This is a genomic window from Parabacteroides sp. PFB2-10, assembly GCF_029893085.1.
Lineage (GTDB): Bacteria > Bacteroidota > Bacteroidia > Bacteroidales > Tannerellaceae > QVMG01.
The window spans coordinates 1-22395 of sequence record NZ_JARXWI010000012.1; the positions used below are offsets into that span (position 1 = coordinate 1).

Here is a 22395-nt window from a genome sequence, read left to right on the forward strand (position 1 = left end):
TGTTTGGCCACTCTAACTTATTTTCTCGGGTATTGTTTTTTTTTGTGGTGGGTCTTCGCCCCCCCCCCCCCCCCCCCCCCTCGACGATAGAATTCTCCCTATAACTGTTGTCGTCTCCTTAGGGAGTTTGTGAAAAAAGTCCTTGCAGTTCGGAAAAAAAACGCTTTTTTGACAAATTGTCATTACTTTTGTGTTCGCGCAAAGCATGTGCAAGAAGAACAAAATGATCGATCAACCCACCATAGACAGAATACTTGACGCGGCGAACATCGTAGATGTTGTGTCTGAATTTGTTACCCTCCGTCGACGAGGGGTGAACTATGTGGGGTTATGCCCTTTCCATTCCGATAAGACGCCCTCTTTTTATGTTTCTCCGGCTAAAAACATTTGCAAATGTTTTGCCTGTGGCGAAGGGGGCTCTACGGTTCACTTTGTGATGAAGCATGAGCAATTGACCTATTTCGATGCACTTCGGTTTCTGGCCAAGAAATACAACATCGAGATACAGGAGCGCGAGCTGACCGAGCGGGAAAAGCAGGTGCGCAGCGACCGGGAGAGCATGCTGATTGTCAATACCTGGGCGCAACAATACTTTTCCAACCAGCTACTCACCTCGGAAGAGGGGCGCAATATCGGGCTTCGCTACTTCAAAGAGAGAGGGTTCCGCGAGGATATTATCCGTAAGTTCCAGCTTGGCTACAGCCTTGATAAACGCGATGCGCTTGCTCAGGAAGCCATCGAAAAGGGCTATCAGAAAGACTTTCTGGAAAAAACCGGATTGATCATTGTTTACGAAAACGGCAATATAAACGATCGTTTCCGGGGACGGGTGATGTTTCCGGTGCATACGCTGAGCGGAAAGGTAGTGGCTTTTGGCGGACGTACGCTCAAGAAGGATGAAAAGACAGCCAAGTATGTCAATTCTCCCGAAAGCGAGATCTACCACAAAAGCAACGAACTTTACGGTATCTTCTTTGCCAAACAGCCGATTGTCAAGGCCGACCGTTGCTATCTGGTGGAAGGCTACACGGATGTGATCTCCATGCACCAGGCAGGAATCGAAAATGTGGTCGCCTCATCCGGAACGGCGCTTACGCAGGGACAGATCCGGTTGATCCGCCGTTTCACCAACAACATCACCGTCTTGTATGACGGCGACGCTGCCGGGATCAAAGCGGCGCTCCGGGGAATCGATATGTTATTGGAAGAGGGCATGAACGTAAAAGTGTTGTTGTTGCCCAACGGGGAAGACCCCGACTCGTTTGCCCGCAAGCATAACGCGACAGAATTCATTCAATATATTGACAAGAACGAAACGGACTTTATCCGTTTCAAGACCCAATTATTGCTCGACGACGCAGGCAATGATCCGATCAAGCGGTCGGAACTGATCTCGGACATTATCCGGACGGTCGCTATCATCCCCGACGAAATAGCCCGGACGGTCTATATGCGTGAGTGTAGCCGTATGTTGGAGGTCGACGAACGGGTATTACTGAATGAGATCAATAAGATACGTCTTAAGAATGAAGAGCGGAAGGCACAACAAACGCCACCCTCCCCTCCCGCCATTACGACGCTTCCGCCCGAATATCCTCCCCAGGATCTGCCTCCGGGAGAGATACCACCCGACCTTCCTCCCGAAGCCTATCTGCCGGAAGGAGTTGCCGACGGAACACCACCGGAAGCGGCTACGATTATCCCGGTTTCAACCTCACGTTCTCCTTATGAAAAGAATGAATTGAGGTTGCTTCGCTATATTGTGCGTTATGGCGAGCATATCCTTTACCGCTACAAAGAAGAGGAGAACGGCGAAGAGATAGAGGTCAATGTAACGGATTATATCTACACGGAGCTGGCGCAGGATGAATTGACATTCCACACGCCACTCTACAAAACGATGTTGGATGAGGCGGTGGCGCATATGCATGACAAAGGCTTTACGGCCAATCGCTATTTCCTGTATCATCCCGATCCGAATATCAGCCAACTGGCGGCCAACCTGATGAGCGATAAGTATCAGTTGAGCAAATACCATACAAAGTTCCGGGAGATCGAACAGGAAGAAGACCGCCTGCAACAATACATATTGAAAGAACTGTTTGCCCTGAAAGATACCTATATCAATTACAGGATCAAAGGGGTACAAACCGAGATAAAAGAGGCACAGGTCAATAAGGATACCGACCGCATTATGCCCCTGATGCAGCAATTAACGGAACTGAATAAAATCAAAAGCCTTCTCTGCAAAGAGTTGGGCGAGCGAATCATCATAAAAATGTAAAAACCTATGTACTTTTTAGAAGCGAAAGATGTTGTCAAACAATTTGCCAACCACCGGGCTCTCAACCATGTGAGTATCCGTGTCCCCGAGGGGAAGATATTCGGTTTACTCGGGCCAAACGGAGCAGGCAAAACGACTTTAATACGAATCATCAACCGTATCACGGCGCCTGATAGCGGAGTTGTTTATTTCAACGGGCGGGAATCACGCGCCGAAGATATCTATCAGATTGGCTATCTGCCGGAAGAACGCGGATTATATAAAAAGATGAAGGTGGGCGAACAGGCTATTTACCTGGCACAGCTCAAGGGACTTTCTTATATGGTGGCTCGTGAGCGATTGATGCGCTGGTTCGACAAATTCGATATCATGCCCTGGTGGAACAAGAAACTGGAAGAGCTTTCGAAAGGGATGCAACAGAAGGTGCAATTCATCATCACGGTGATTCACGAACCCTCCCTCTTGATCTTCGACGAACCGTTCAGCGGATTCGACCCTATCAACGCGGAGATACTGAAAAAAGAGATTCTCGAACTCAAACAGGCGGGGCATACGATTATTTTTTCCACGCATAATATGGCATCGGTAGAAGAGATTTGTGATGAGATCGCATTGATCAATCGATCGGAGGTAGTTCTTTCCGGCAATGTATCGGAGGTGCGTGAACGGTATAAAACCAACAATTACACGCTCCACCTGCGCAACAGCCTGACCGACATGCCGGCCTATTGCCATATTCTTTCAGAAAAGGAACGCGATGGGGTATACGAAATACGCCTGCATAAAGAAGAGGAGTTTTCCAATTCGGCATTGATCAGCGATTTGGCCAAACAGAATGAGATTCTTTCGTTTGTCGAAGAGATTCCTTCCATGAATGACATTTTTATTAAAGTAGTATCCGATTCAAATTCCCAACAGTCATGAGCAAAATAGGATTGATTATCAAAAGAGAATACCTGCACAGGGTTAGCAAAAAATCATTTATCATTCTGACGCTGCTCATGCCCTTGATGATGGTTGCATTGGTTTTTGTGCCGTTGTGGTTGTCAAGTATCAAAGGAAGCGATGTCCGGCAGATTGCGATTATCGATACGACCGGAAAATATGCGCCCCTGTTTGAAGATGTGGACAATTACCATTTTATTCAAAGCGATAAATCATTGGAAGAATACCGGAATAGTCCGGATAAGGAATTGTATGCTATCCTGCAGATCACGGATGACCTATTGACCAATCCAAGAGCTGCCACCCTTTATTCGGAGAAACAGGTACCTAATGAGTTAAGCCGCATCGTCAATCAAACGATCCGGGCACAGATAGAAGATGATAAACTGGCCACATTTAATATACCCAACCTGAAAGAGATTATTAAAGATAGTAAGGTAAGCTTTAATGTTCAAACCATTAAATGGGGAGAAGACGGCAAAGAGCAGATTTCGTCGGCGGCGGTTGCTTCGGTTGTGGGCATTATCTTTACCATGATCGTGTATATGTTTGTATTAATGTATGGCGCGATGGTGATGTCGAGCGTCGTGGAAGAAAAGACCAACCGCATTGTGGAATTGATGGTCTCTTCTGTTCGTCCTTTCGACCTGATGATGGGAAAGATTATCGGCATTGGTTTTGTGGGGCTGACGCAGATACTTATGTGGGGCATACTCTCGGTGGCACTCTTCACCATCGGCGGATTTTTCTATGCCGGTAGCCTGGGTACCGATATGGCTACCCTGCAACAGGGTATGCAAGCCGCCCAGGGAATGGGTGCAGCGGTAGAAATGCAACCGGGTGCCGAGTTGTTTGCCATGCTTAGTACAATCAACTTTCGGGAGATCGCCCTCTTCTTCATTATCTTCTTTATTGGTGGTTATATGATGTATGCGTCGATCTTTGCCGCCATTGGCTCTTCGGTGGATAACGCGGATGACACGTCGCAGTTTATGGCACCGATCACCATTCTGTTGGTCTTTGCCCTGTACGCAGGTATTTATAGCATGGAGAATCCGGATGGGCCGTTGGCTTTCTGGTGTTCGATGATTCCGTTTACCTCACCGATCGTTATGATGGTGCGTATTCCTTTTGGCATTCCGCTTTGGGAAAAGCTTCTATCCGTTGTTTTATTGTACGGATCTTTCATTGGTGCGATTTGGCTATCGGCCAAGATCTACCGGGTGGGCATATTGATGTATGGCAAAAAGCCCAGCTTCAAAGAGATGATAAAGTGGTTACGATTTAAGTAAAGAAAAGTCCTTAAGGTCTTTAAAGATTTTAAGGACCTTACATTATAAAAAGATTATCCCATCTTACTGATTTTCCGCAGGCGCTCTTCGTCGATGATCTTGATCTTGCGACCGTCGAGTGCAATGATATGCTCAGTTACAAAGGTGGATAAGGTACGGATGGCGTTGGATGTAGTCATATTGGAGAGATTAGCCAGGTCTTCACGAGCCAGGTAGATGCTTAAGGTGGCACCATCTTCTTCCAAGCCATAACTGTCTTTCAGGAAGAGCAGCGATTCGGCCAAGCGTCCACGGATATGTTTCTGGGTAAGATTAACTGTTCGTTCGTCTGCCACGCCCAGGTCAATCGATAATTGGCGAATAAAGAACATCGCCAAATTCGGATTGGTCATCAGAAATTCGTTTACTACCGACATCGGGATCATACAAACAACAGAAGATTCAAAAGCCGCCGCATTGGTGAGATAGTGTTCTTGTGCGAAGGCAGCACGGTAAGCAAAGTATTGAACAGGCTTGATCATGCGGATAATCTGGCTACGCCCTCCAACTCCTTCTTTGAAGATCTTCACTTTGCCTTTTAATAAGCACATCATATCCCTGGGCTCATCACCTTCACAGTAGATAAGCTCGTTGCGCTTGAAATGCTGAATCGAGGCACTCTGACGGAGAACTTCCCGTTCTTTCTCAGTCAGCACTCTCCAAACCTCTGATAAACTCGCCGAAATATCGACTTCTACATGCTGTTGTTTCACCTTGACTGTTCTATAACATACTTATGAAGCACAAATATATAACATTTCCGTGAGAACAAAAATACGATTTATTAGTTTTAATAGAGATAACACTGATAAATGAGAGGAATGATTCATTGTAATGAGAATATTTCTCATAAATTTGTTTAGAAAAGGCCGTTTTATTTGAACAGAACAGTTGCCATATGGACCCTTTTAATTAGCATAGCGATAAATATTCATGCTAATGACTCAGAAACTGCTTATAAAAGTACTTTCATGTCTTTTGCGAATGCTACTCCGCAATCGCGCCATCAGGCGGATTCGATTATGAAGTATGTTATCGAAGAAGCTTCTCTCTATGCGAATGCCATTTCCGGATATAGTGCGGACATCTATATTAAAGGAAGAACAGAGATCTTACGCAAGAACTGGCTGATACAGTATGCCCACCATCTCATACCAATCGACCGGAAAAAGCCCAATACTATTTTTGAAATAGTAAGCGAATCAGAATACGAAGCCCCCAATCTTTACCATCATAACTTTAAAGCATTGAACGGGAATGTTGTTCCCCATGGGCAAAAACAACGGGAAATCCTGACATTTCTCAATCTGAATGTGTACGCTCCGACCATTTACGAAGAGACCATCATTACGCCAGTCGGACAGAAAGCTTTTCGCTATTATGAGTTCAATATGGAAGAGATCAGAGAAATCGATGAAGGATATATCTACAAAATACGTTTCCTCCCTAAACTCAGAAGTCAAAAGCTCGTGAGCGGTGACCTGTATATCCGTTCCGACGAATGGCGCATAGAAAAGATCGATATGCATGGACGTCATGACTTTGCTGAATTCAATTTAGAGATGACTTTCGGAGATCAATTTGGGCAATTGATACTTCCTAATAAGGCGAATCTCTTTGTGCGCTACCAACTACTGGGCAATACGATCGAGAGCTATTATCATTCTTCTTTTCAGTACACTTCTGTTCAATGGATAAAGAGAGAAGAAAAGAAAAACGGCAAACGGGTGTGGAAATCCCTGGATCTCACCAAATATTACACCTTATCGTCCGATTCAATTCCTTTCATACAAGATGATGCTTATTGGGATGAGAAGCGAGATGAAGCGCTTTCCGAAGATGATGAACATATATATAGTATAAATTATGACAAGGCGTTGCCCACGACAAAAGACTCCACGAAGACCGATTACCTGAAACTAACGGAAAAGCTGGCTAGTACGATTAGTTATAATATGCACTCAACGCGTATCCGCTATTCGGGCTTATTGAACCCGCTACAGCTTGGATACTCATCCCGAAGCGGACTCTCGTATCGCCAGCAGGTAAGAATCACCAAAACATTTGAAAACGACCGTCAATTGCTTATCCGTCCGGAAGTGGGTTATCTGTTCAAAAGAAAAGAACTCTATTTCAAATTATTGACCGAGATGCACTATCTGCCCGAGAAAAAAGGGTATGTGCAGCTTACTGTAGCGAATGACAATCAAACGTATTCCTCCCGCATGAAATATGAGATCAATGAGCATCTGAAAGATTCGCTGTTTGACTTCAACGATTTAAACCTGGATTATTACCGTCATTACTATATTGATCTGCGTAATAACATTGAACTTGCTAACGGATTGGAGCTGTTTACAGGGGTATCTTACCACTACCGTGACCCGGTGATAAAGAAAAAGAATGTCAATCCCGGGGAAGAGATCGAAGAGTTGATAGACGAGCGCTTTTATGATTTCACCCCAGTTGTTGGATTAAGCTATACGCCGCGCCAGTTCTACCGTATGAATGGGAAGAAAAAAGAGTATGTCCGCTCCTATTACCCGACGATGTCGATCGAGGTAGCAAAAGGGATTCCGGGAGTATTCAATAGCATAGGTAATTATACCCGGGTGGAAGCCGATATCCACCAAAGCCTCAAACTGGGACTGCTCAAACGATTCAACTACCATATCAGCGCAGGTCTGTTTACGCAAAAAGAATCAAGCCTTTACTTTGCCGATTTCCAGTATTTCTCGCGTCGTAATTTCCCCGAGTCTTGGGACGAACGGATTGGCGGCGTCTTCCATACCTTACGACGGGAGTGGTTTAATGCCTCCGATAAGTATGTGCAAGCCCATCTAATGTATGAAAGTCCGTTTATCCTGATGAATCTATTGGACAAGAAAGCCTCCAAGCATGTGCTTTCCGAACGCCTCTACCTGGGACAGTTATGGACGCCCGCCCTACCCAGTTACACAGAGATTGGCTATGGATTCGGAAATGCGATCTTCAATATTGCTGTTTTCGCGGGATTTGCCAAAACCGATTTCGAACGTTTTGGCGTGCGGTTTACCTTTGAGATCGAATGATCATCACCCCTTTATTGGTCTTGATTCGCTTTACATAATCAGTCAAAGTTCCCTCTTGTACAATGACTTTCTTTGCCGTGGAAGAGGCATGGATAAAGGTCAGTCGCCCTTTCGTGCGATAGAGAATGCCGACATGCGAGATATCAAGGCCGGCAATGGATGTAACAAAACCAACCATATCGCCACTTCGCATACCGTCTGCCAAGCGATCGATCTCCTCTTCCGCGATATAATAATAAGAACGCCTGTTGATTTCCTTTTCCTTTTCAGCCATTACAGCAATCCGCTCGGGATTTTCATTCAACTGGGCATAGCTTTCCGGATGTGTCGACATAAAAGAAAGAGAAAGCGCCAGCGGCTCCCCTCCGATTGCCTTTGTCTTGTCTTCCAACAGACTTTTCCGTTCATTTTCAAAGATCCAATCCGTTGTATAATGCAAGCGGTCGGTATAATCGGTTATTTGCCCTTCGCGATAGCGTAATTGTTGCAGGTAATCGCAAAAGGTGTCATAAGATGGATCTTTGTCTTTCAAGGTACGCACCAACGAGAATACATTTTCCACAAATGTCAGGCAATCCATCTCCCGCAGGTTGATCACCAATCCTTCCGGTTCTTTCTCCAAAGTGCCCCCGACATAGGGAGTCTCTTGAAAGAAAAGAGCCGTTTCCACGATCAAATCGGCCATAGATCTCTCATTCTTACCTTCCATGGCAGAAAGATAAGCCGCAAAAATCTCTCTGTCCTCCGGTGTATCATAGAAGTGTTCCCGCCCGGGCTTCTGCCCATTCGCGCAGGAAAGAGCCAGGAAAAGAAAACTAATTAGACAGATGAAGCGTTTCATAGCGGTTTGGTTTCTAACATATCCTGCAATTTGATCAGTTCGTCGCGATACTGCGCCGCCTCTATAAATTCGAGCTTCTTGGCCGCTTCCGCCATCAGCTTCTTCGTTCGTTCGATCGCCTTCCCTAACTGATGGCGATCCATATATTGCACCACCGGATCGGCCGCCAGGGTTATTTCCGGTTCTATATATGCATTTGCCTCCCCTGAAGAACCCGCTTTGCCCAAGGCCGAAACGCTTGTTTTCACAATTTGCGTAGGCGTAATGCCATGTGCCTCGTTGTAGGCCAACTGCTTCTCACGGCGGCGGTTGGTCTCTTCAATGGTCAGACGCATACTCTCCGTAATCTTATCAGCATAAAAAATAACCTTTCCGTTTATATTACGCGCCGCGCGTCCGGCGGTCTGCGTAAGCGAACGATGCGAACGAAGGAATCCCTCTTTATCGGCATCCAGTATGGCCACCAGCGAAACCTCCGGCAGGTCGAGCCCTTCGCGCAAGAGGTTGACGCCAATCAACACATCGAACAGCCCTTTGCGCAGGTCTTCCATAATCTGCACACGATCCAACGTTTCCACATCGCTGTGTATATAGTTACAACGAACGCCCATACGGGTCAGGTAGGCTGTCAATTCTTCCGCCATGCGCTTGGTAAGCGTCGTCACCAACACACGCTCGTTGGCGGCAGAGCGCTGCGTTATCTCCTCCATCAAATCGTCGATCTGATTCAGCGAAGGACGTACATCGATGATCGGATCCAACAATCCGGTCGGGCGGATCAACTGATCGACCACCACCCCTTCGCTCTTCTCCAGTTCATAATCAGCCGGTGTCGCGCTCACATAGATCGCCAGTGGCGTCAACGTTTCAAACTCTTCAAACCGCAAAGGGCGATTATCCATAGCAGCCGGCAAGCGGAAACCAAACTCCACCAGGTTTTTCTTTCGGGAATAGTCGCCGCCATACATCGCGCGAATCTGCGGAATCGTCACATGGCTTTCATCGACCACCAACAAAAAATCATCCGGGAAATAGTCCAACAGGCAATAAGGGCGCTCGCCCGCTTCACGCCCGTCAAAGTAACGGGAGTAGTTTTCTATTCCGGAGCAATGTCCTAATTCACGGATCATCTCCAGGTCGAACGTGACCCGTTCATACAATCGCTTGGCTTCGTATGGCTTCCCTATCTCATTGAAGAATTCAACCTGACGCCCTAAGTCTACGTCGATCTGGCTGACCGCGCTGTCCAATTGTTGCTTCGTGGTAACAAACAGGTTTGTAGGATATATATTCAATTCGTCCTGCTCGTCGTATTCCTCTCCGCTTTGTGGATTGAAAGAAGAGATCCGTTCAATTTCATCGCCCCAGAACTCAATACGATACGCCACCCCGTCATAGCCTTCTATGGCCGGGAAGATATCGACCGTATCACCGTTCACCCGGAAACAGCCCGTCTGAAAGTCTATTTTATTATTGATATACAAGGCATCTACAAAACGACGCAACAGTTGATCGCGATCTATTTGCATGCCTCGGTGAATATGGGTCACCCTTTCGGCAAAAGCCCTCGGGTCGGCCATACCGTACAGGCAGGAGACCGACGAGATCACAATCACATCCTTGCGTCCCGAGAGCAACGAGGCTGTCGCCCTGAGGCGCAGTTTGTCGATCTCATCATTGATCTGCAGATCTTTTTCAATATAGGTATCGCTCGAAGGCAGGTAGGCCTCCGGCTGGTAATAATCGTAATAAGAGACAAAATATTCGACCGCATTATGCGGAAAAAAGGTCTTAAATTCGCTATAGAGTTGTGCCGCCAATGTTTTGTTATGGCTTAATATCAACGTGGGGCGTTGCACCTCTTTGATCACATTGGCCACTGTAAATGTCTTACCCGATCCGGTTACTCCCAACAGGGTTTGAAACGGCACACCTGAGTTGATGCCCTCCGTAAGAGCAGCAATCGCTTCAGGCTGATCTCCCGTCGGACGAAAAGCCGAAGTCAGTTCAAAATGCATGTTTACACCGTGGCTTCCTGTGGCATCACCAGCCAGAGGATCAGATACACCAGAACACCTGCAAATACCGTAAATACACTTAACAGAACGTATGCAACACGAACCAACGTGGGATCCCAACCCAAGTAATTGGCAATACCGCCACACACACCACCAATCATTTTGTCTTTAAGAGAACGTGTAAGTCTTTTCCCTTCCATAAGTAAGCTAATTTTTGTTTTCGATTAAAATACTTAATACAAAGATAGTGTTTTCTTTGATTTTCTCCTCGCCTACTATGAAGAAAATAGGAAAGGACCTTCGAGAAGTCAATTTTGTCATTTTGTCAAAATCGCGGGAGTTTTTTTCCGAAATCTCGGGACTTTGGAGACAAACTCCCGGGAGAAACATTTTTTAACGTATCATATTGTAAAGCAAAATGGCGATTTTGCTATCATTTTGTCAATCGAAGATCGCTTAGCGAGCGAAGCGAAGTGCAGAGTAAAATGAGTTTATGGGCTTTTAAGGATCTCAGAAGCATTAGGGGCTTCATCTCGATTATTTTTCGTATCTTTGCCGATGAACAATCGAGTTTATATTGTATCTTTCGTCACAAGGCTTTATACTGTCTCCTGATTGGCAGGTATTCCTATCGTCAAAATCGACAACAAAATCAACTTCCTTGTTTGTAGTATTAACCGTCGCGAAGAGAAAACTTTCGTGGCATATAGTGAACCGACCTGTCAAGAACAGGAAAAAAACAAACGATGACATTTAAAGAATTAGATATCATAGAGCCGATAGAAAAGGCTTTGCAAGAGAAAGGATATGAAAATCCTACCCCTATACAAGAACAGGCTATTCCGCCTGTCTTAAACAACCGCGACCTGTTGGGTCTGGCACAGACCGGAACCGGCAAGACGGCCGCCTTTGCAATCCCTATTATTCAACAACTACAGGAGAAAAGATCCGGCGGAAGACGTCGCGAAATAAAAGCGTTGGTGCTTACCCCCACACGGGAGCTGGCGATTCAGATCGACGAGTGCTTTAGCGATTATGCCAAATATACCGATCTGCGGCATACGGTTATTTTCGGAGGTGTAAACCAAAACCCACAGGTAGAGAAGCTGAAACGGGGTGTGGATATCCTGATCGCCACGCCGGGACGCTTATTGGATCTGATGAACCAGAAGATTATCAGCTTGGATTTTATCCGGCATTTTGTATTGGATGAAGCAGACCGTATGCTCGATATGGGCTTTATTCACGATATCAAACGCCTATTACCGAAGCTGCCGAAAAAGAAGCAGACGCTTTTCTTTTCAGCCACGATGCCCGACTCTATTGTCGCCCTCTCGCGCTCGATCCTATATAAACCGGTTCGGGTGGAGGTTGCCCCCGTATCTTCGGTGGTAGATACGATTGAACAATACATCTATTTTGTGGAAAAGCCCGAGAAGAAAGACCTGTTGATCGATCTATTGAAAAAGGACAAAGAGAAATCCGCTCTTATCTTCTCGCGCACAAAACACGGAGCCGACAAGATAGCCCGGATCCTCTCGAAGGCAGGGATAGGCAGCGCAGCCATTCATGGCAACAAATCGCAGAACGCCCGACAACGCGCCTTAGCGGACTTCAAGTCGAATCATATACAAGCGCTGATTGCAACCGACATTGCCGCCAGGGGGATCGATATTAATCAGCTGGAACTGGTGATCAACTATGACCTGCCCGACGTGGCAGAGACCTACGTGCATCGCATTGGCCGGACAGGACGCGCCGGACATAGCGGCATGGCACTCACTTTTTGCTCCACCGAGGAATATCCGATGGTGAAAGACATTCAAAAACTGACAGGCAAGAAACTGAATACGGTACCTGCTTCAGTATAATAGTAATCATTAAAAACTAATACATAAAAGATGGCAATATCATTCAACAAAAGAGAATTAGAGAAGAAAAAAGAACAGAAAAGGCAAGAAAAGCTAAAACGCAAAGAGGAACGCAAAGCAAACAGTGGCAATACCACCTTTGAAGACATGATTGCGTATGTGGATGAGAATGGCGTGATCACCGATACGCCACCCGAACAGACTAAGACGCAGATCGACGTAGAGGACATTATCATCTCTACACCAAAGAAAGAAGATGTGGAAGATCCGATCTTAACAGGACGTGTGGAGCATTTCAATCCCGATAAAGGCTATGGTTTTATCAAGAACCTCGACAATATGGAGAAATATTTCTTCCATATCAGCAGCGCTCCGGCGCAGATCAAAGAGGGCAATAAGGTGACATTCGAACTGGAACGGGGACAGAAAGGCATGAATGCCGTGCGAATCGCGCTGGCCGACAAACCAGTTCCCAAAGAAGCACCTAAAGAAACACCTGACGAAACGGCCGCAGAAGCGGAATGATTTTTGGTGCGATAAATAATGTTTTCGACAGAACTTCTCCTATCGCACCTGTTTCAGTGATAACAGATACGGCGCGCGCCCCGGTGACATAGTGGCCGGTGGCCGGGTCTATAATGTGCTTTCGCTCCTCTGTTTCGTTGCCCGAAGTGGTTAGAAACTCATTGTAGAGCGTTACTTCTTTGTTCTCCGCAGAGAGAGCCCCTCCTGTATATTGAGTACTTACCTTCCAACCGCTGCCCATCGGGTGGTTGCCCATAGCAAAGACAGAACTGTTTCCTATGCTGACAAGCGCATCGCAGCAGCCGTACGCTGTCAATAATTCTTTCACCTTGTCGAGTGCATAGCCTTTGATATAGCCCGACAGGTCGAGTTGTATATCCGCATTTTGAAAGAAGATTGTCTGATTGTCCGGATCAAAAACGATGTGGTCTGTCCGGTTTCTGTCGTTATTATTCGATTGGATGGTGATATCGAATACACCGAAAGTTTTTTGATTATACCCGATACACTCCTGCAGGATCTGCCCGAGCTCTTCCGATATTCCTATGGGTTGGCTCGATGCCAGCCGGTTGATCACGGCCAATTCACTTGCCGGATCGAAACGATTGGCCATCTTTTCCAAGCGTTTGATCTCTTCCTGTATCTTATTTCCCAGGCAAACAGATTCCTCTTCCATCAGATTACACCATACCATGTCGATACGCGTATGCATCGCTTCGAACCAGGCGTAAAAAACTGTACTCTCCGGATCTGTTTGCCTGAAAATATAGGAAGACATTGCTGTCTGAACTTTTATTGTTTATACTTTCTGTTTGGTAAACAACTTCTTCAAGTAATAGAAAACAATCCGTAAGCAAGACCAACCGGCATACAGTACGATGGTGAATAATAATATATACCCCAATTGCGTCAATAGTTCTATAAACGGGGTTTTATAGCTTATGATGGCGTAGAGGTTCACTAAGTTGGCCAGGATGAAGCATACGATCAAGGTAATGATCTCTATTTTCTTGCGCTTTGCGGTTATAAGAGTGTCTTTCATACTGTCATCTTTTTATGATTCAAATAATTCAGTTTGTATTCATCCGGGAAGGTGAGTATCTGCTCTGTTTCGATGGCGTCATGTCCCAACAGGCACAAGGCACTGGCATAATAGCCCTCTTCAGCAATATTCTTAGGCTGCTGTCTGGTGATCACTGCTTCTACATAGGCATCGATCAACAGGGATGTACCGTCTGTCGTTGGTTTTTCGCCGATAATATACTCCCCATGATTCACATTGGCCGTCTCGGGCGCCCAGCTTGTTCCGGCAAACGGGAGCGATTTAAACAATTTGTTTTCCAGATCATTCACCAATTGCAAGAAACCAGGAGCCGGATCAAACGTCTCGAAATAATATTTCCCTCTTTCCGGTTCCACGGTTCCTAAGTGTCCTAATATTTGTTCTTCCAGGCCATAGAATTTGTTGGAAATGACCGATTCGTAATTTAATTTGACGCCGTTATCGAACACATAAATACAGGAAACATTGTCGTACACCTCGCGTTGGTCTTTCCAATGGGTGATCGCACCGTGTCCCATAACCTTATTGGGAATCTCACGCATGGCCCAGGAACCGATCTGAATCTGATGACAAGCCAGTTCGGTCATTAATCCACGGGAATATTCTTTGTAGAGGCGCCAATTGATATGCCGTTCCAATTCCGGGGAGGGGACATAGCGTCTCCAATCGTTGTTGCGAAACCAAAAGGCACGGAAACCTTCCAGTTCACCGAACGTGCCGGCATGAACCATTTCCATCGTTTTGATATAGCGGGGATCGAACAGACGTTGCTGGCCGACAAAGAATATTTTACCCGTTTCACGATGCTTCTGATACATTTTATGGCAATCTTCGATTGTCATCGCAAGAGCTTTTTCGCAGAACACATGTTTTCCGGCATCAAAAGCATCCAATACAATTTGGCAGTGGGTATTCAAAGGAGTCGTAACAATCACCCCTTCCACCTCTTTATTCTCAAGAAGCGCGCGGTAGTCTTTGTAGACTTTGGCCTGCGGATACAACTTCAGTGTTTGGTCGATCGATGGCTGATAGACATCACAAAGGGCTATGATATCGGCATTCGGGTTCTTTTTCAGGAAGCTTAATAAGAACTGCCCGCGAGAACCGGGGCCGATGATCCCCAATTTAGCGCGTGAATTATTTGTATGGTCAACTTCTGAAAACGCCGACAACCAGGGACTCGAAGCCGCCAGAACAGTTCCCCCGGCTACTCCGAGGCTCTTTAAAAACTCTCGTCTTTCCATAATAAAACAAATTTTGCAAATGTTATTTCCTATGATTTTTATTTATTCTTCAGATTGTGTTTTTCAAACGCTGTGTTCTTCCTGTAACAAACCTTCAAAAGTAATAGAGGTTTGTGAGATAAGGGCAGATGTAATGTTTTTTTAACAAAAAAGCACAAATGATATCAAAACCCTATCCGTATATTAACAAATGTTAATTTGCCCATTTTCGGCGAACCCCCCAATTTACGATTTGTAATTTCCGCCCGACTTTGCGCGCAAAAAAGCGGGACTTCAGAGACAAACTCCCGGGAGAAACACTTTTTAACGTATGGATTTATAAGCAAAACGGGCATTTTGCTTACAATCGCGATTTTAACATTTGCGTCAGACATTTGGCGAAATACCGGGCAGTGAGATTGTGCCTTTAATGATTCAGGGAGGGGAGGAAAATTATCAGTCAAAAAGGGAGAATTATCGCTCAAACAGCTCTGTATCTTCCTTTTTGAATATTAATCAGCCTTTCTTTTATAGAATGTATATTTTATTTGCTTCCAAAATTATCGCTTTGTATAACTTTAAAAAAGAACGAATGAAAGTACGAAATTTTCTTCTGGCTGCTGTTCTCTTCGGAGTTTATCCATACCTACATGGATATGCAGCAGAAACAGACGCACTCCACACAAACAGCATGGTGGTACAACAACAAACCAGACCAATCACCGGGATTGTAAAAGATGCCTCGGGTGAAACTGTTATTGGAGCAAATGTTTCAATAAAAGGTACCACAATCGGTACAGTGACTAACGTGGATGGGGAATTTGCCTTAACAGTTCCCGAAAATGCCATTCTTCAAATTACCTACATCGGTTACGCGACGTTGGAAATGCCGGTTGGTAATCAAACGGTTTTTAATATTACACTCAAAGAAGACTCCCAACTACTGGAGGAGGTCGTTGTTGTTGGATACGGAACGATGCGTAAGAAAGACCTGACCGGATCCATTATCCAGATCCGTCCGGACAAGTTAGCCAATGAGAATCCGAAGACTATTCAGGATTTGCTTCGCGGTACTCCCGGGTTGCAAGTAGGGTATGATTCTTCTGCCAAAGGGGGTGGTTCGATGATGATCCGTGGTCAGCGTTCTGTGTATGAAACAGATAATTACAAATCGCATAGCGAACCGCTAATCATCCTTGATGGTATGATGTTCTACGGGGAGCTTTCTGAAATCAATCCGGGTGATATCGGACAGATTGATGTATTAAAAGATGCTTCGGCTGCTTCTATCTACGGAGCAAAAGCGGCCAATGGGGTTATCATTATTACAACGAAAAAAGGAAAAAAAGGAAAGCCGGTTGTTGATATCAGTGCCAATTTTGGCTTCACAGCCAAAAGTGCTTACCGCGATATGTTCGACGCAGATGGTTATATGCAATTCCGTGAAGACTGGTATAAATCAGCTACTTACGGACTTAATGAAGCGACAGGTAAGTATGAAGCGTATCAAACATCGGCCATGCGCGATAAAGCAGGTTATTATGACCGCATAGAGAATATCGGCAAATATGGAATCACGGCAGAACAATGGCGTGCGTATGACGATAATACAGGCGGATTGAACGACAGAGGACTTTATGGACGTCGTTTGAATCTGGAAAGCGCTGTATTAGACAACTATATCGCGGGTAAAACCTTCGATTGGGCAGACCATACATTCCGTACCGGATTCAATCAGGACTACAAAGCAAGCGTATCTGGAGCAAGCGACAACGTAAACTATTACCTTTCGTTAGGATATCTGCGCAATGAGGGAGCTGTCTCTTATGATGATTACCAAGCGATACGTGCCAATATGAAAATCGACGGTAAAATAACCAACTGGCTGCAGATTGGTGCGAACGTTAACTTCCAGGATCGTAGCGACGGTGGACTTACTCCGGGATTGGGCACCAACTATTGGGATGCCAATCAGTTACGAAATTCTCCTTACAGTAACTACAGCAACGAAGATGGTAGCTTAGTGCAATATCCTATGGGAGCGGATGTGAAACGAGGACATAACTACGATTTCGTTCGTCAATACCTTGATTTGGAAAAGGGATATACCGTGCTTAACTCTATTTTCAATGCGAAAATAAGTTTGCCTTTTGGTATTAGCTATTCATTCAATGCATCTCCTCGTTTCCAGTGGTTCTATGATCGCTATTTCATGTCTGCCGATCTGCCCGACTCCAATCCTGTTTCCAGAGGGGTAAACCGTGAACAGGCCAAACGTTTCGATTGGTCACTTAATAATACTATTGCCTGGGATTATACATTCGATGACAAACACCATGTGAATCTTACCTTAGTACAGGAAGCCGAAGAACGCCGTTACTGGATGGACAAAATCGAATCCCGTAACATCCTGCCTTCCGATGCCTTAGGATTCCATAATACACAGAACGGAACAAAAGAAGATAGTTCTTTCTCAACGACAGATACTCATCAAACAGCAGACGCCTTATTGGCTCGTCTTTTCTATTCGTACGACAATCGTTATATGCTGACCACCTCGGTACGTCGTGACGGCTATTCGGCATTTGGACAAAATAATCCTTATGCGACCTTCCCATCTGTAGCCTTGGCTTGGTCGTTTACCAATGAAAAGTTCTTTAACTGGGAACCGATGAGCATGGGTAAACTGCGTGTATCATGGGGTAAAAACGGAAACCGTTCCTTGCAGGATCCTTATGTGTCTATGGCAAACCTCTCTTCAGGTTTGGGGAACACCATGGGATATATCCTGGCGAATGGAAGCATGGACGAATATAAATACCTGATGGTTGACCGTATGGCCAATCCGAACCTGGAATGGGAAAAAACAGCTTCCTGGAACGTAGGGTTAGATTATGGTTTCCTCGATAACCGTATCACAGGTAGTTTGGAATATTACAATATGGCTACCACCGATATGATCATGTGGCAGAGCCTTTCTGATTTCACCGGATTTTCATCTATCATCTCCAACTTAGGAGAGGTAACCAATGAAGGGTTTGAGTTTTCTATCAGCTCTCAGAATATCAAGAATACTAATTTCGAATGGAATACGACGTTCAACCTCTCTTATAACAAGAACCGAATCAAACATCTCTATTACGAATACGAAGATGTATTGGATGCAAACGGCAATGTTATCGGCACAAAAGAGATGGACGACAAAGCGAATGGCTGGTTTATCGATCAACCGATTAAATCAATCTGGGACTATAAGGTAATTGGCATCTGGCAAACCGACGAATACGAAGAGGCTTTAAAATACGGACAACGCCCGGGTGACCCGAAAGTGAAGAATAATCCGGATAATGATGTATATAATGAAGATGGAACCTTATCTAGAATTGTTTATAACGATGAAGATAAAGAATTCTTAGGCGAGAGAACTCCTCCCGTACACTGGCAATTACGCAACGATTTCACGCTCTTCAAAAACTTCGATATCTCTATTAATATCTATTCGTACATGGGGCATAAGAGTCAAAGTGGAAACTATTTGAATCAGGACAATGGTGGTTCTTTGGTAACCTACAACCACAATGTATTTGAAAAAGAATACTGGACTCCTGAAAACCCGACGAATAAATACGGACGTTTAGACGCACAAGGCCCTGCCGGTATCACAGGCGTGCAAAAGCTTTATAATCGTTCATTCATCCGCTTGGAGAATATTTCTCTCGGTTATAACCTGCCTAATGAATGGATCCGTAAATATGGTATCGAAAGATTTAAAATCTTCGGATCAGTTAGAAACGTTGCTACATGGCAAAAAGACTGGGAATATGGTGATCCTGAGACAAGTGGATTAGCAACCCGTGTCTACTCTCTGGGATTAAATGTAACATTCTAAAAAACGCAAAATCATGAATAAAATAACTATAAATATGAAAAATAAGATAATGATGGCTGCGGCGCTTTTGTCGTTAGCCGGTAGTTCCTTCTTGTTTACCGGTTGCTCCGAAAGCTTTTTGGAGCCTGATCCTCTGTCGTTTTACGAACCGGGAGCTACCTTTACCACGGAATCAGGCATGATGGCTGCTATGGCAATCGCTGACCGTCACCTGCGCACCTACTGGACCAATACATCGTCGAATACGAACTCGGTGGTTGCCGGAACAGAACTAATGTTCTCTGACCTGGGTGTTTATGGAAAAACGGACGCGAATGTGGGAGGAGTGAACTTCGATATTGCAACCGGTTTGACACCGACCGGTGGTGCCGGAGGCCCCGGAGGGAATGATGGTAACTACATTAACCACTTCTGGAGTGAGACCTATACAGGTATAAAATATGCCAATACGATTCTCAGCTATGTTGACAAGGTAGAGAGTATGGATGAAGCAACCCGGAATATGTATAAGGGTCGTGCCTATTTCCACCGTGCATACCGCTATATGGGATTGGTTTTCCAATATGGTGATGTGCCTTTGGTTACAAAACTGTTGGAAGTTCCCAAACAGAACTATCGCTCTACCAAGAAGGCTGCTATTATTGAAATGATCACAGCCGATATGGAAAAGGCGGTAGAAATGGTACCTGAACAGAAGGATATGATCTATACCGGGATGGTAAACAAAGCAGCCTGTCGTATGTTGCTGACAAAATGTTACCTGGCAAACGGACAATGGCAGAAAGCCAAAGAACAGGCGGATATCCTAATCAATAACTCAGGTTACGAATTGATGCAAACTACATTCGGAACACAAGATAAAGGAGGCGAACCTGAGACATGGGCAATCACACCTAATGTAATCTGGGATCTCCACCGCCCTGAGAACAAATTGATCGCTGCCAATAAAGAGGTGATTATGGGTATGCCCAACAGAGGTTCACAATCAAATATTGCCTTTGCAACGATGCGTATCTTCGGCCCGTTATGGCAAAATGGCAATTTGCGTTCTCCGGATGGAAAAACGGTTGAAAAATACGCACGTAACAACGCCAATTACAGAGCGGATCTGGATATGACCAGAGCTTTCGGACGCGGTATCGGTACACACCGCCCAACTCCTTTTGCCCAACGTGATTTGTGGGTTGTCAACGGAGTGGAAGATGAAGATGATTTGCGCCACAATGAAAAGTCAGGCAACTGGGTAAAAATGACCTCTATGAAGTATAATAATGTAAGTGATGCCTACCGAGGACAAAACCTGATGCTCTATCATCCGGAAACAGGCGCATTACTTTGTCAGGATACGATTCGTAGTTGGTATGACTGGCCTTATTATAAGCTTTATATACGGGATGCTGTCAGCGAAGCTAATATGGGTGCTGTTGACTTTAATGGCGCTTCAACCGGTAGTGTGGCCGACTGGTATCTGTATCGTTTGGCAGAAGCCTACCTGCTTCGCGCCGAAGCAAAATTCTATTTGGGCGATGCCTCAGCTAAAGATGACTTGAATGTGCTGCGTGAAAGAGCGCAATGTTCTCAATTCTATACAGGTGAAGTAACGATCGGTGACATCATGAATGAACGTGCCCGTGAATTGTATATGGAAGAATGGCGTAACATGGAGCTGACCCGTGTCTCTTACTGTCTTGCCTTAAGCGGTAAACCTGACGAATGGGGTAACACTTATGATATCAATACATGGGATAAGAACAGCGGAATGGAAGTGGGTGTAAATACCCCGAGTAGTTACTGGTACAAGCGAGTGACGCTTTGTGGTCGCATGTACAACCAAGGACCTATCACTTCGGCTAATAAAACGATTAACTATCGAATGGATAAATGCAATGTCTACTGGCCGATTCCGGAATCTTCTATTAAAGCCAATAAGCGCGGAAAACTTGCTCAGAACTATGGATACAGTGGCTATGACGCTTCTGTTGCCATGTGGGAAACCTGGCAGGAAGCCGTAGCAGATGAAGACAAGGTGGATTAATCGTATAGGCATAAAGATTTTTAGGGCATCTTGTTGAATACTGAAAAGACAGAAAGTCCGCTTATCGGACTTTCTGTTTTTCAGTTTTAAGCAATGCCGTTCTAAGAAAAAGTGGGAAGCAAATGATTTATAAAAAACACAGAGTAAAATTGAATTGTATCTATCATGAGAAAGACAGTTATTTTAGTATGTTGCTTCATAATGGCGGGATTCCATTTGTATGCATCAGATGACTATAAACGGGTACTGGACATTATTCATAAAGTAAACAACCACTGGCAGTCAACACACCCCGAACCCGGATGGGCTTTTTGGGAACATGCCGCTTATCATACCGGCAATATGGAAGCCTACTTTCTGACCGGCGAAGAGAAATACCGGCAGTATTCCGAAGCGTGGGCCGAAAAGAACGAATGGAAAGGAGCCAAATCGGATGATAAAAATACATGGAAATACAACTATGGTGAGACAAATGACCATGTTCTTTTTGGGGATTGGCAAACTTGCTTTCAGACATACGCCGATCTGTATATATTGGATCCGGCAGACTACAAAATAGCCCGTGCCCGCGAGGTGATGGAATACCAGATGAGTACGCAACGCAACGACTATTGGTGGTGGGCGGACGGCCTTTATATGGTAATGCCGGTCATGACGAAATTGCACAAAATAACAAAGAATCCTCTCTACCTGGAGAAGCTGAATGAATACCTGGCTTACGCTGATCAGATTATGTACGATAAATATGCACACCTATATTACCGGGATGCAGCCTATGTGTTCCCGAAACATCAGACCATAAACGGGAAAAAGGATTTCTGGGCAAGAGGCGATGGCTGGGTTTTTGCCGCTTTCGCGAAAGTATTGAAAGACTTGCCATCAACGGATATGCACCGCAAGAAGTATGTGCAACGCTTCCGCGATATGGCCGTAGCTATTAGGGATTGCCAACAACCGGAAGGCTACTGGACGCGCAGTATGCTGGACCCTGAGTATGTGCCGGGGCCGGAAACAAGCGGAACGGCGTTTTTCACCTACGGTCTGTTCTGGGGAATCAACAATGGGTACCTGGAAAAAGAGGAGTATCTGGAGGCTGCCTTGCGTGGATGGAAGTATCTGGAGGAAACAGCCCTGCAGGAAGATGGCTCGGTGGGCTATGTGCAGCCGATCGGTGCCAAAGCGATCCCGGGACAGGTCGTGGATAGAAATTCGACCGCCAACTTCGGAGTAGGCGCTTTCCTATTGGCAGCCTGTGAATATACTCGTTTTTTAAACAAGAAATAGGTATGTTCTCGGCGT

At 45.3% G+C, this 22395-nt stretch carries 16 protein-coding genes; 9 read left to right on the forward strand and 7 right to left on the reverse strand.

All coding sequences use genetic code 11. From position 1 onward, the window contains the following. Nucleotides 1-223 precede the first annotated feature (223 nt). From dnaG to M2137_RS10940, 3 genes are read left to right on the forward strand one after another with little or no spacing between them, the layout of a single operon-like run. A complete protein-coding gene (gene dnaG / locus M2137_RS10930; RefSeq protein ID WP_280766477.1) occupies nt 224-2284 on the forward strand; it encodes a DNA primase in 2061 nt (686 codons plus the stop codon). Between the two features lie 6 nt (nt 2285-2290). Further along, nucleotides 2291-3208, forward strand: coding sequence for an ATP-binding cassette domain-containing protein (locus M2137_RS10935; RefSeq protein ID WP_280766478.1), 918 nt, complete (start codon nt 2291-2293; stop codon nt 3206-3208). After that, a complete protein-coding gene (locus M2137_RS10940; RefSeq protein ID WP_280766479.1) occupies nt 3205-4521 on the forward strand; it encodes an ABC transporter permease in 1317 nt (438 codons plus the stop codon). The genes M2137_RS10935 and M2137_RS10940 overlap by 4 nt, the downstream gene beginning before the upstream one ends. 53 nt (nt 4522-4574) lie before the next feature. Here M2137_RS10940 and M2137_RS10945 read toward each other — a convergent pair whose 3' ends face one another. Next, nucleotides 4575-5273: a Crp/Fnr family transcriptional regulator gene (locus M2137_RS10945; protein ID WP_280766480.1), complete on the reverse strand. Its 699-nt coding sequence runs from the start codon at nt 5271-5273 to the stop codon at nt 4575-4577. Nucleotides 5274-5531: 258 nt separating this feature from the next. Here M2137_RS10945 and M2137_RS10950 point away from each other — a divergent pair, with 258 nt between their 5' ends. Next, nucleotides 5532-7631, forward strand: a complete 2100-nt coding sequence (locus M2137_RS10950; protein WP_280766481.1) for a DUF5686 family protein — start codon at nt 5532-5534, stop codon at nt 7629-7631. Here M2137_RS10950 and M2137_RS10955 read toward each other — a convergent pair. Genes M2137_RS10955 through M2137_RS10965 form a run of 3 tightly spaced genes read right to left on the reverse strand, consistent with a single transcriptional unit; the run spans nt 7612 to nt 10690 of the window. Further along, the gene (locus M2137_RS10955) at nt 7612-8472 is read right to left on the reverse strand and encodes an N-acetylmuramoyl-L-alanine amidase-like domain-containing protein (protein ID WP_280766482.1); all 861 of its coding nucleotides are present in this window, start codon (nt 8470-8472) and stop codon (nt 7612-7614) included. The two genes, M2137_RS10950 and M2137_RS10955, sit on opposite strands and share 20 nt — an antisense overlap. Then, a complete protein-coding gene (gene uvrB / locus M2137_RS10960) occupies nt 8469-10490 on the reverse strand; it encodes an excinuclease ABC subunit UvrB (protein WP_280766483.1) in 2022 nt (673 codons plus the stop codon). Before uvrB ends, M2137_RS10955 begins: the two co-directional genes overlap by 4 nt. Nucleotides 10491-10492: 2 nt before the next feature. Beyond that, a complete protein-coding gene (locus tag M2137_RS10965) occupies nt 10493-10690 on the reverse strand; it encodes a PspC domain-containing protein (RefSeq protein WP_280766484.1) in 198 nt (65 codons plus the stop codon). Nucleotides 10691-11236: 546 nt separating this feature from the next. Here M2137_RS10965 and M2137_RS10970 point away from each other — a divergent pair. Both M2137_RS10970 and M2137_RS10975 read left to right on the forward strand, forming a co-directional pair. Then, nucleotides 11237-12361, forward strand: a complete 1125-nt coding sequence (locus tag M2137_RS10970; RefSeq protein ID WP_280766485.1) for a DEAD/DEAH box helicase — start codon at nt 11237-11239, stop codon at nt 12359-12361. A gap of 30 nt (nt 12362-12391) precedes the next feature. Further along, nucleotides 12392-12886 (forward strand): cold shock domain-containing protein, encoded by a 495-nt coding sequence (locus M2137_RS10975; RefSeq protein ID WP_280766486.1) that lies wholly within the window; start codon nt 12392-12394, stop codon nt 12884-12886. Here M2137_RS10975 and M2137_RS10980 read toward each other — a convergent pair. Genes M2137_RS10980 through M2137_RS10990 form a run of 3 tightly spaced genes read right to left on the reverse strand, consistent with a single transcriptional unit; the run spans nt 12846 to nt 15193 of the window. Beyond that, the gene (locus M2137_RS10980; protein ID WP_280766487.1) at nt 12846-13664 is read right to left on the reverse strand and encodes an FAD:protein FMN transferase; all 819 of its coding nucleotides are present in this window, start codon (nt 13662-13664) and stop codon (nt 12846-12848) included. The two genes, M2137_RS10975 and M2137_RS10980, sit on opposite strands and share 41 nt — an antisense overlap. A 21-nt stretch (nt 13665-13685) precedes the next feature. Beyond that, nucleotides 13686-13928 carry a hypothetical protein gene (locus M2137_RS10985; RefSeq protein ID WP_280766488.1) on the reverse strand — a complete coding sequence of 81 codons (243 nt, stop codon included), beginning with the start codon at nt 13926-13928 and terminating at the stop codon, nt 13686-13688. Further along, nucleotides 13925-15193, reverse strand: a complete 1269-nt coding sequence (locus M2137_RS10990) for a Gfo/Idh/MocA family oxidoreductase (RefSeq protein ID WP_280766489.1) — start codon at nt 15191-15193, stop codon at nt 13925-13927. Before M2137_RS10990 ends, M2137_RS10985 begins: the two co-directional genes overlap by 4 nt. A gap of 670 nt (nt 15194-15863) precedes the next feature. On the opposite strand from M2137_RS10990, the gene M2137_RS10995 reads away from it, so the two are divergent. The 3 genes from M2137_RS10995 (at nt 15864) to M2137_RS11005 (ending at nt 22380) form a co-directional block, all read left to right on the forward strand. After that, nucleotides 15864-19061: a SusC/RagA family TonB-linked outer membrane protein gene (locus M2137_RS10995; RefSeq protein ID WP_280766538.1), complete on the forward strand. Its 3198-nt coding sequence runs from the start codon at nt 15864-15866 to the stop codon at nt 19059-19061. A gap of 34 nt (nt 19062-19095) precedes the next feature. Beyond that, nucleotides 19096-21096: a RagB/SusD family nutrient uptake outer membrane protein gene (locus M2137_RS11000; RefSeq protein WP_280766490.1), complete on the forward strand. Its 2001-nt coding sequence runs from the start codon at nt 19096-19098 to the stop codon at nt 21094-21096. A gap of 201 nt (nt 21097-21297) precedes the next feature. After that, nucleotides 21298-22380 (forward strand): glycoside hydrolase family 88 protein, encoded by a 1083-nt coding sequence (locus tag M2137_RS11005; RefSeq protein WP_280766539.1) that lies wholly within the window; start codon nt 21298-21300, stop codon nt 22378-22380. Nucleotides 22381-22395 lie beyond the last annotated feature (15 nt).

What these genes read in the sequence shown, in the direction of transcription:
- uvrB (WP_280766483.1), bottom strand. Translation starts at nt 10,490, where the DNA reads ATGCATTTTGAACTGACTTCGGCTTTTCGTCCGACGGGAGATCAGCCT.
- M2137_RS11005 (WP_280766539.1), top strand. Translation starts at nt 21,298, where the DNA reads ATGGCGGGATTCCATTTGTATGCATCAGATGACTATAAACGGGTACTG.
- M2137_RS10955 (WP_280766482.1), bottom strand. Translation starts at nt 8,472, where the DNA reads ATGAAACGCTTCATCTGTCTAATTAGTTTTCTTTTCCTGGCTCTTTCC.
- M2137_RS10970 (WP_280766485.1), top strand. Translation starts at nt 11,237, where the DNA reads ATGACATTTAAAGAATTAGATATCATAGAGCCGATAGAAAAGGCTTTG.
- M2137_RS10940 (WP_280766479.1), top strand. Translation starts at nt 3,205, where the DNA reads ATGAGCAAAATAGGATTGATTATCAAAAGAGAATACCTGCACAGGGTT.
- M2137_RS10985 (WP_280766488.1), bottom strand. Translation starts at nt 13,928, where the DNA reads ATGAAAGACACTCTTATAACCGCAAAGCGCAAGAAAATAGAGATCATT.
- dnaG (WP_280766477.1), top strand. Translation starts at nt 224, where the DNA reads ATGATCGATCAACCCACCATAGACAGAATACTTGACGCGGCGAACATC.
- M2137_RS10995 (WP_280766538.1), top strand. Translation starts at nt 15,864, where the DNA reads ATGGTGGTACAACAACAAACCAGACCAATCACCGGGATTGTAAAAGAT.
- M2137_RS10935 (WP_280766478.1), top strand. Translation starts at nt 2,291, where the DNA reads ATGTACTTTTTAGAAGCGAAAGATGTTGTCAAACAATTTGCCAACCAC.
- M2137_RS10950 (WP_280766481.1), top strand. Translation starts at nt 5,532, where the DNA reads ATGTCTTTTGCGAATGCTACTCCGCAATCGCGCCATCAGGCGGATTCG.
- M2137_RS10990 (WP_280766489.1), bottom strand. Translation starts at nt 15,193, where the DNA reads ATGGAAAGACGAGAGTTTTTAAAGAGCCTCGGAGTAGCCGGGGGAACT.
- M2137_RS10980 (WP_280766487.1), bottom strand. Translation starts at nt 13,664, where the DNA reads ATGTCTTCCTATATTTTCAGGCAAACAGATCCGGAGAGTACAGTTTTT.
- M2137_RS10975 (WP_280766486.1), top strand. Translation starts at nt 12,392, where the DNA reads ATGGCAATATCATTCAACAAAAGAGAATTAGAGAAGAAAAAAGAACAG.
- M2137_RS10965 (WP_280766484.1), bottom strand. Translation starts at nt 10,690, where the DNA reads ATGGAAGGGAAAAGACTTACACGTTCTCTTAAAGACAAAATGATTGGT.
- M2137_RS11000 (WP_280766490.1), top strand. Translation starts at nt 19,096, where the DNA reads ATGAAAAATAAGATAATGATGGCTGCGGCGCTTTTGTCGTTAGCCGGT.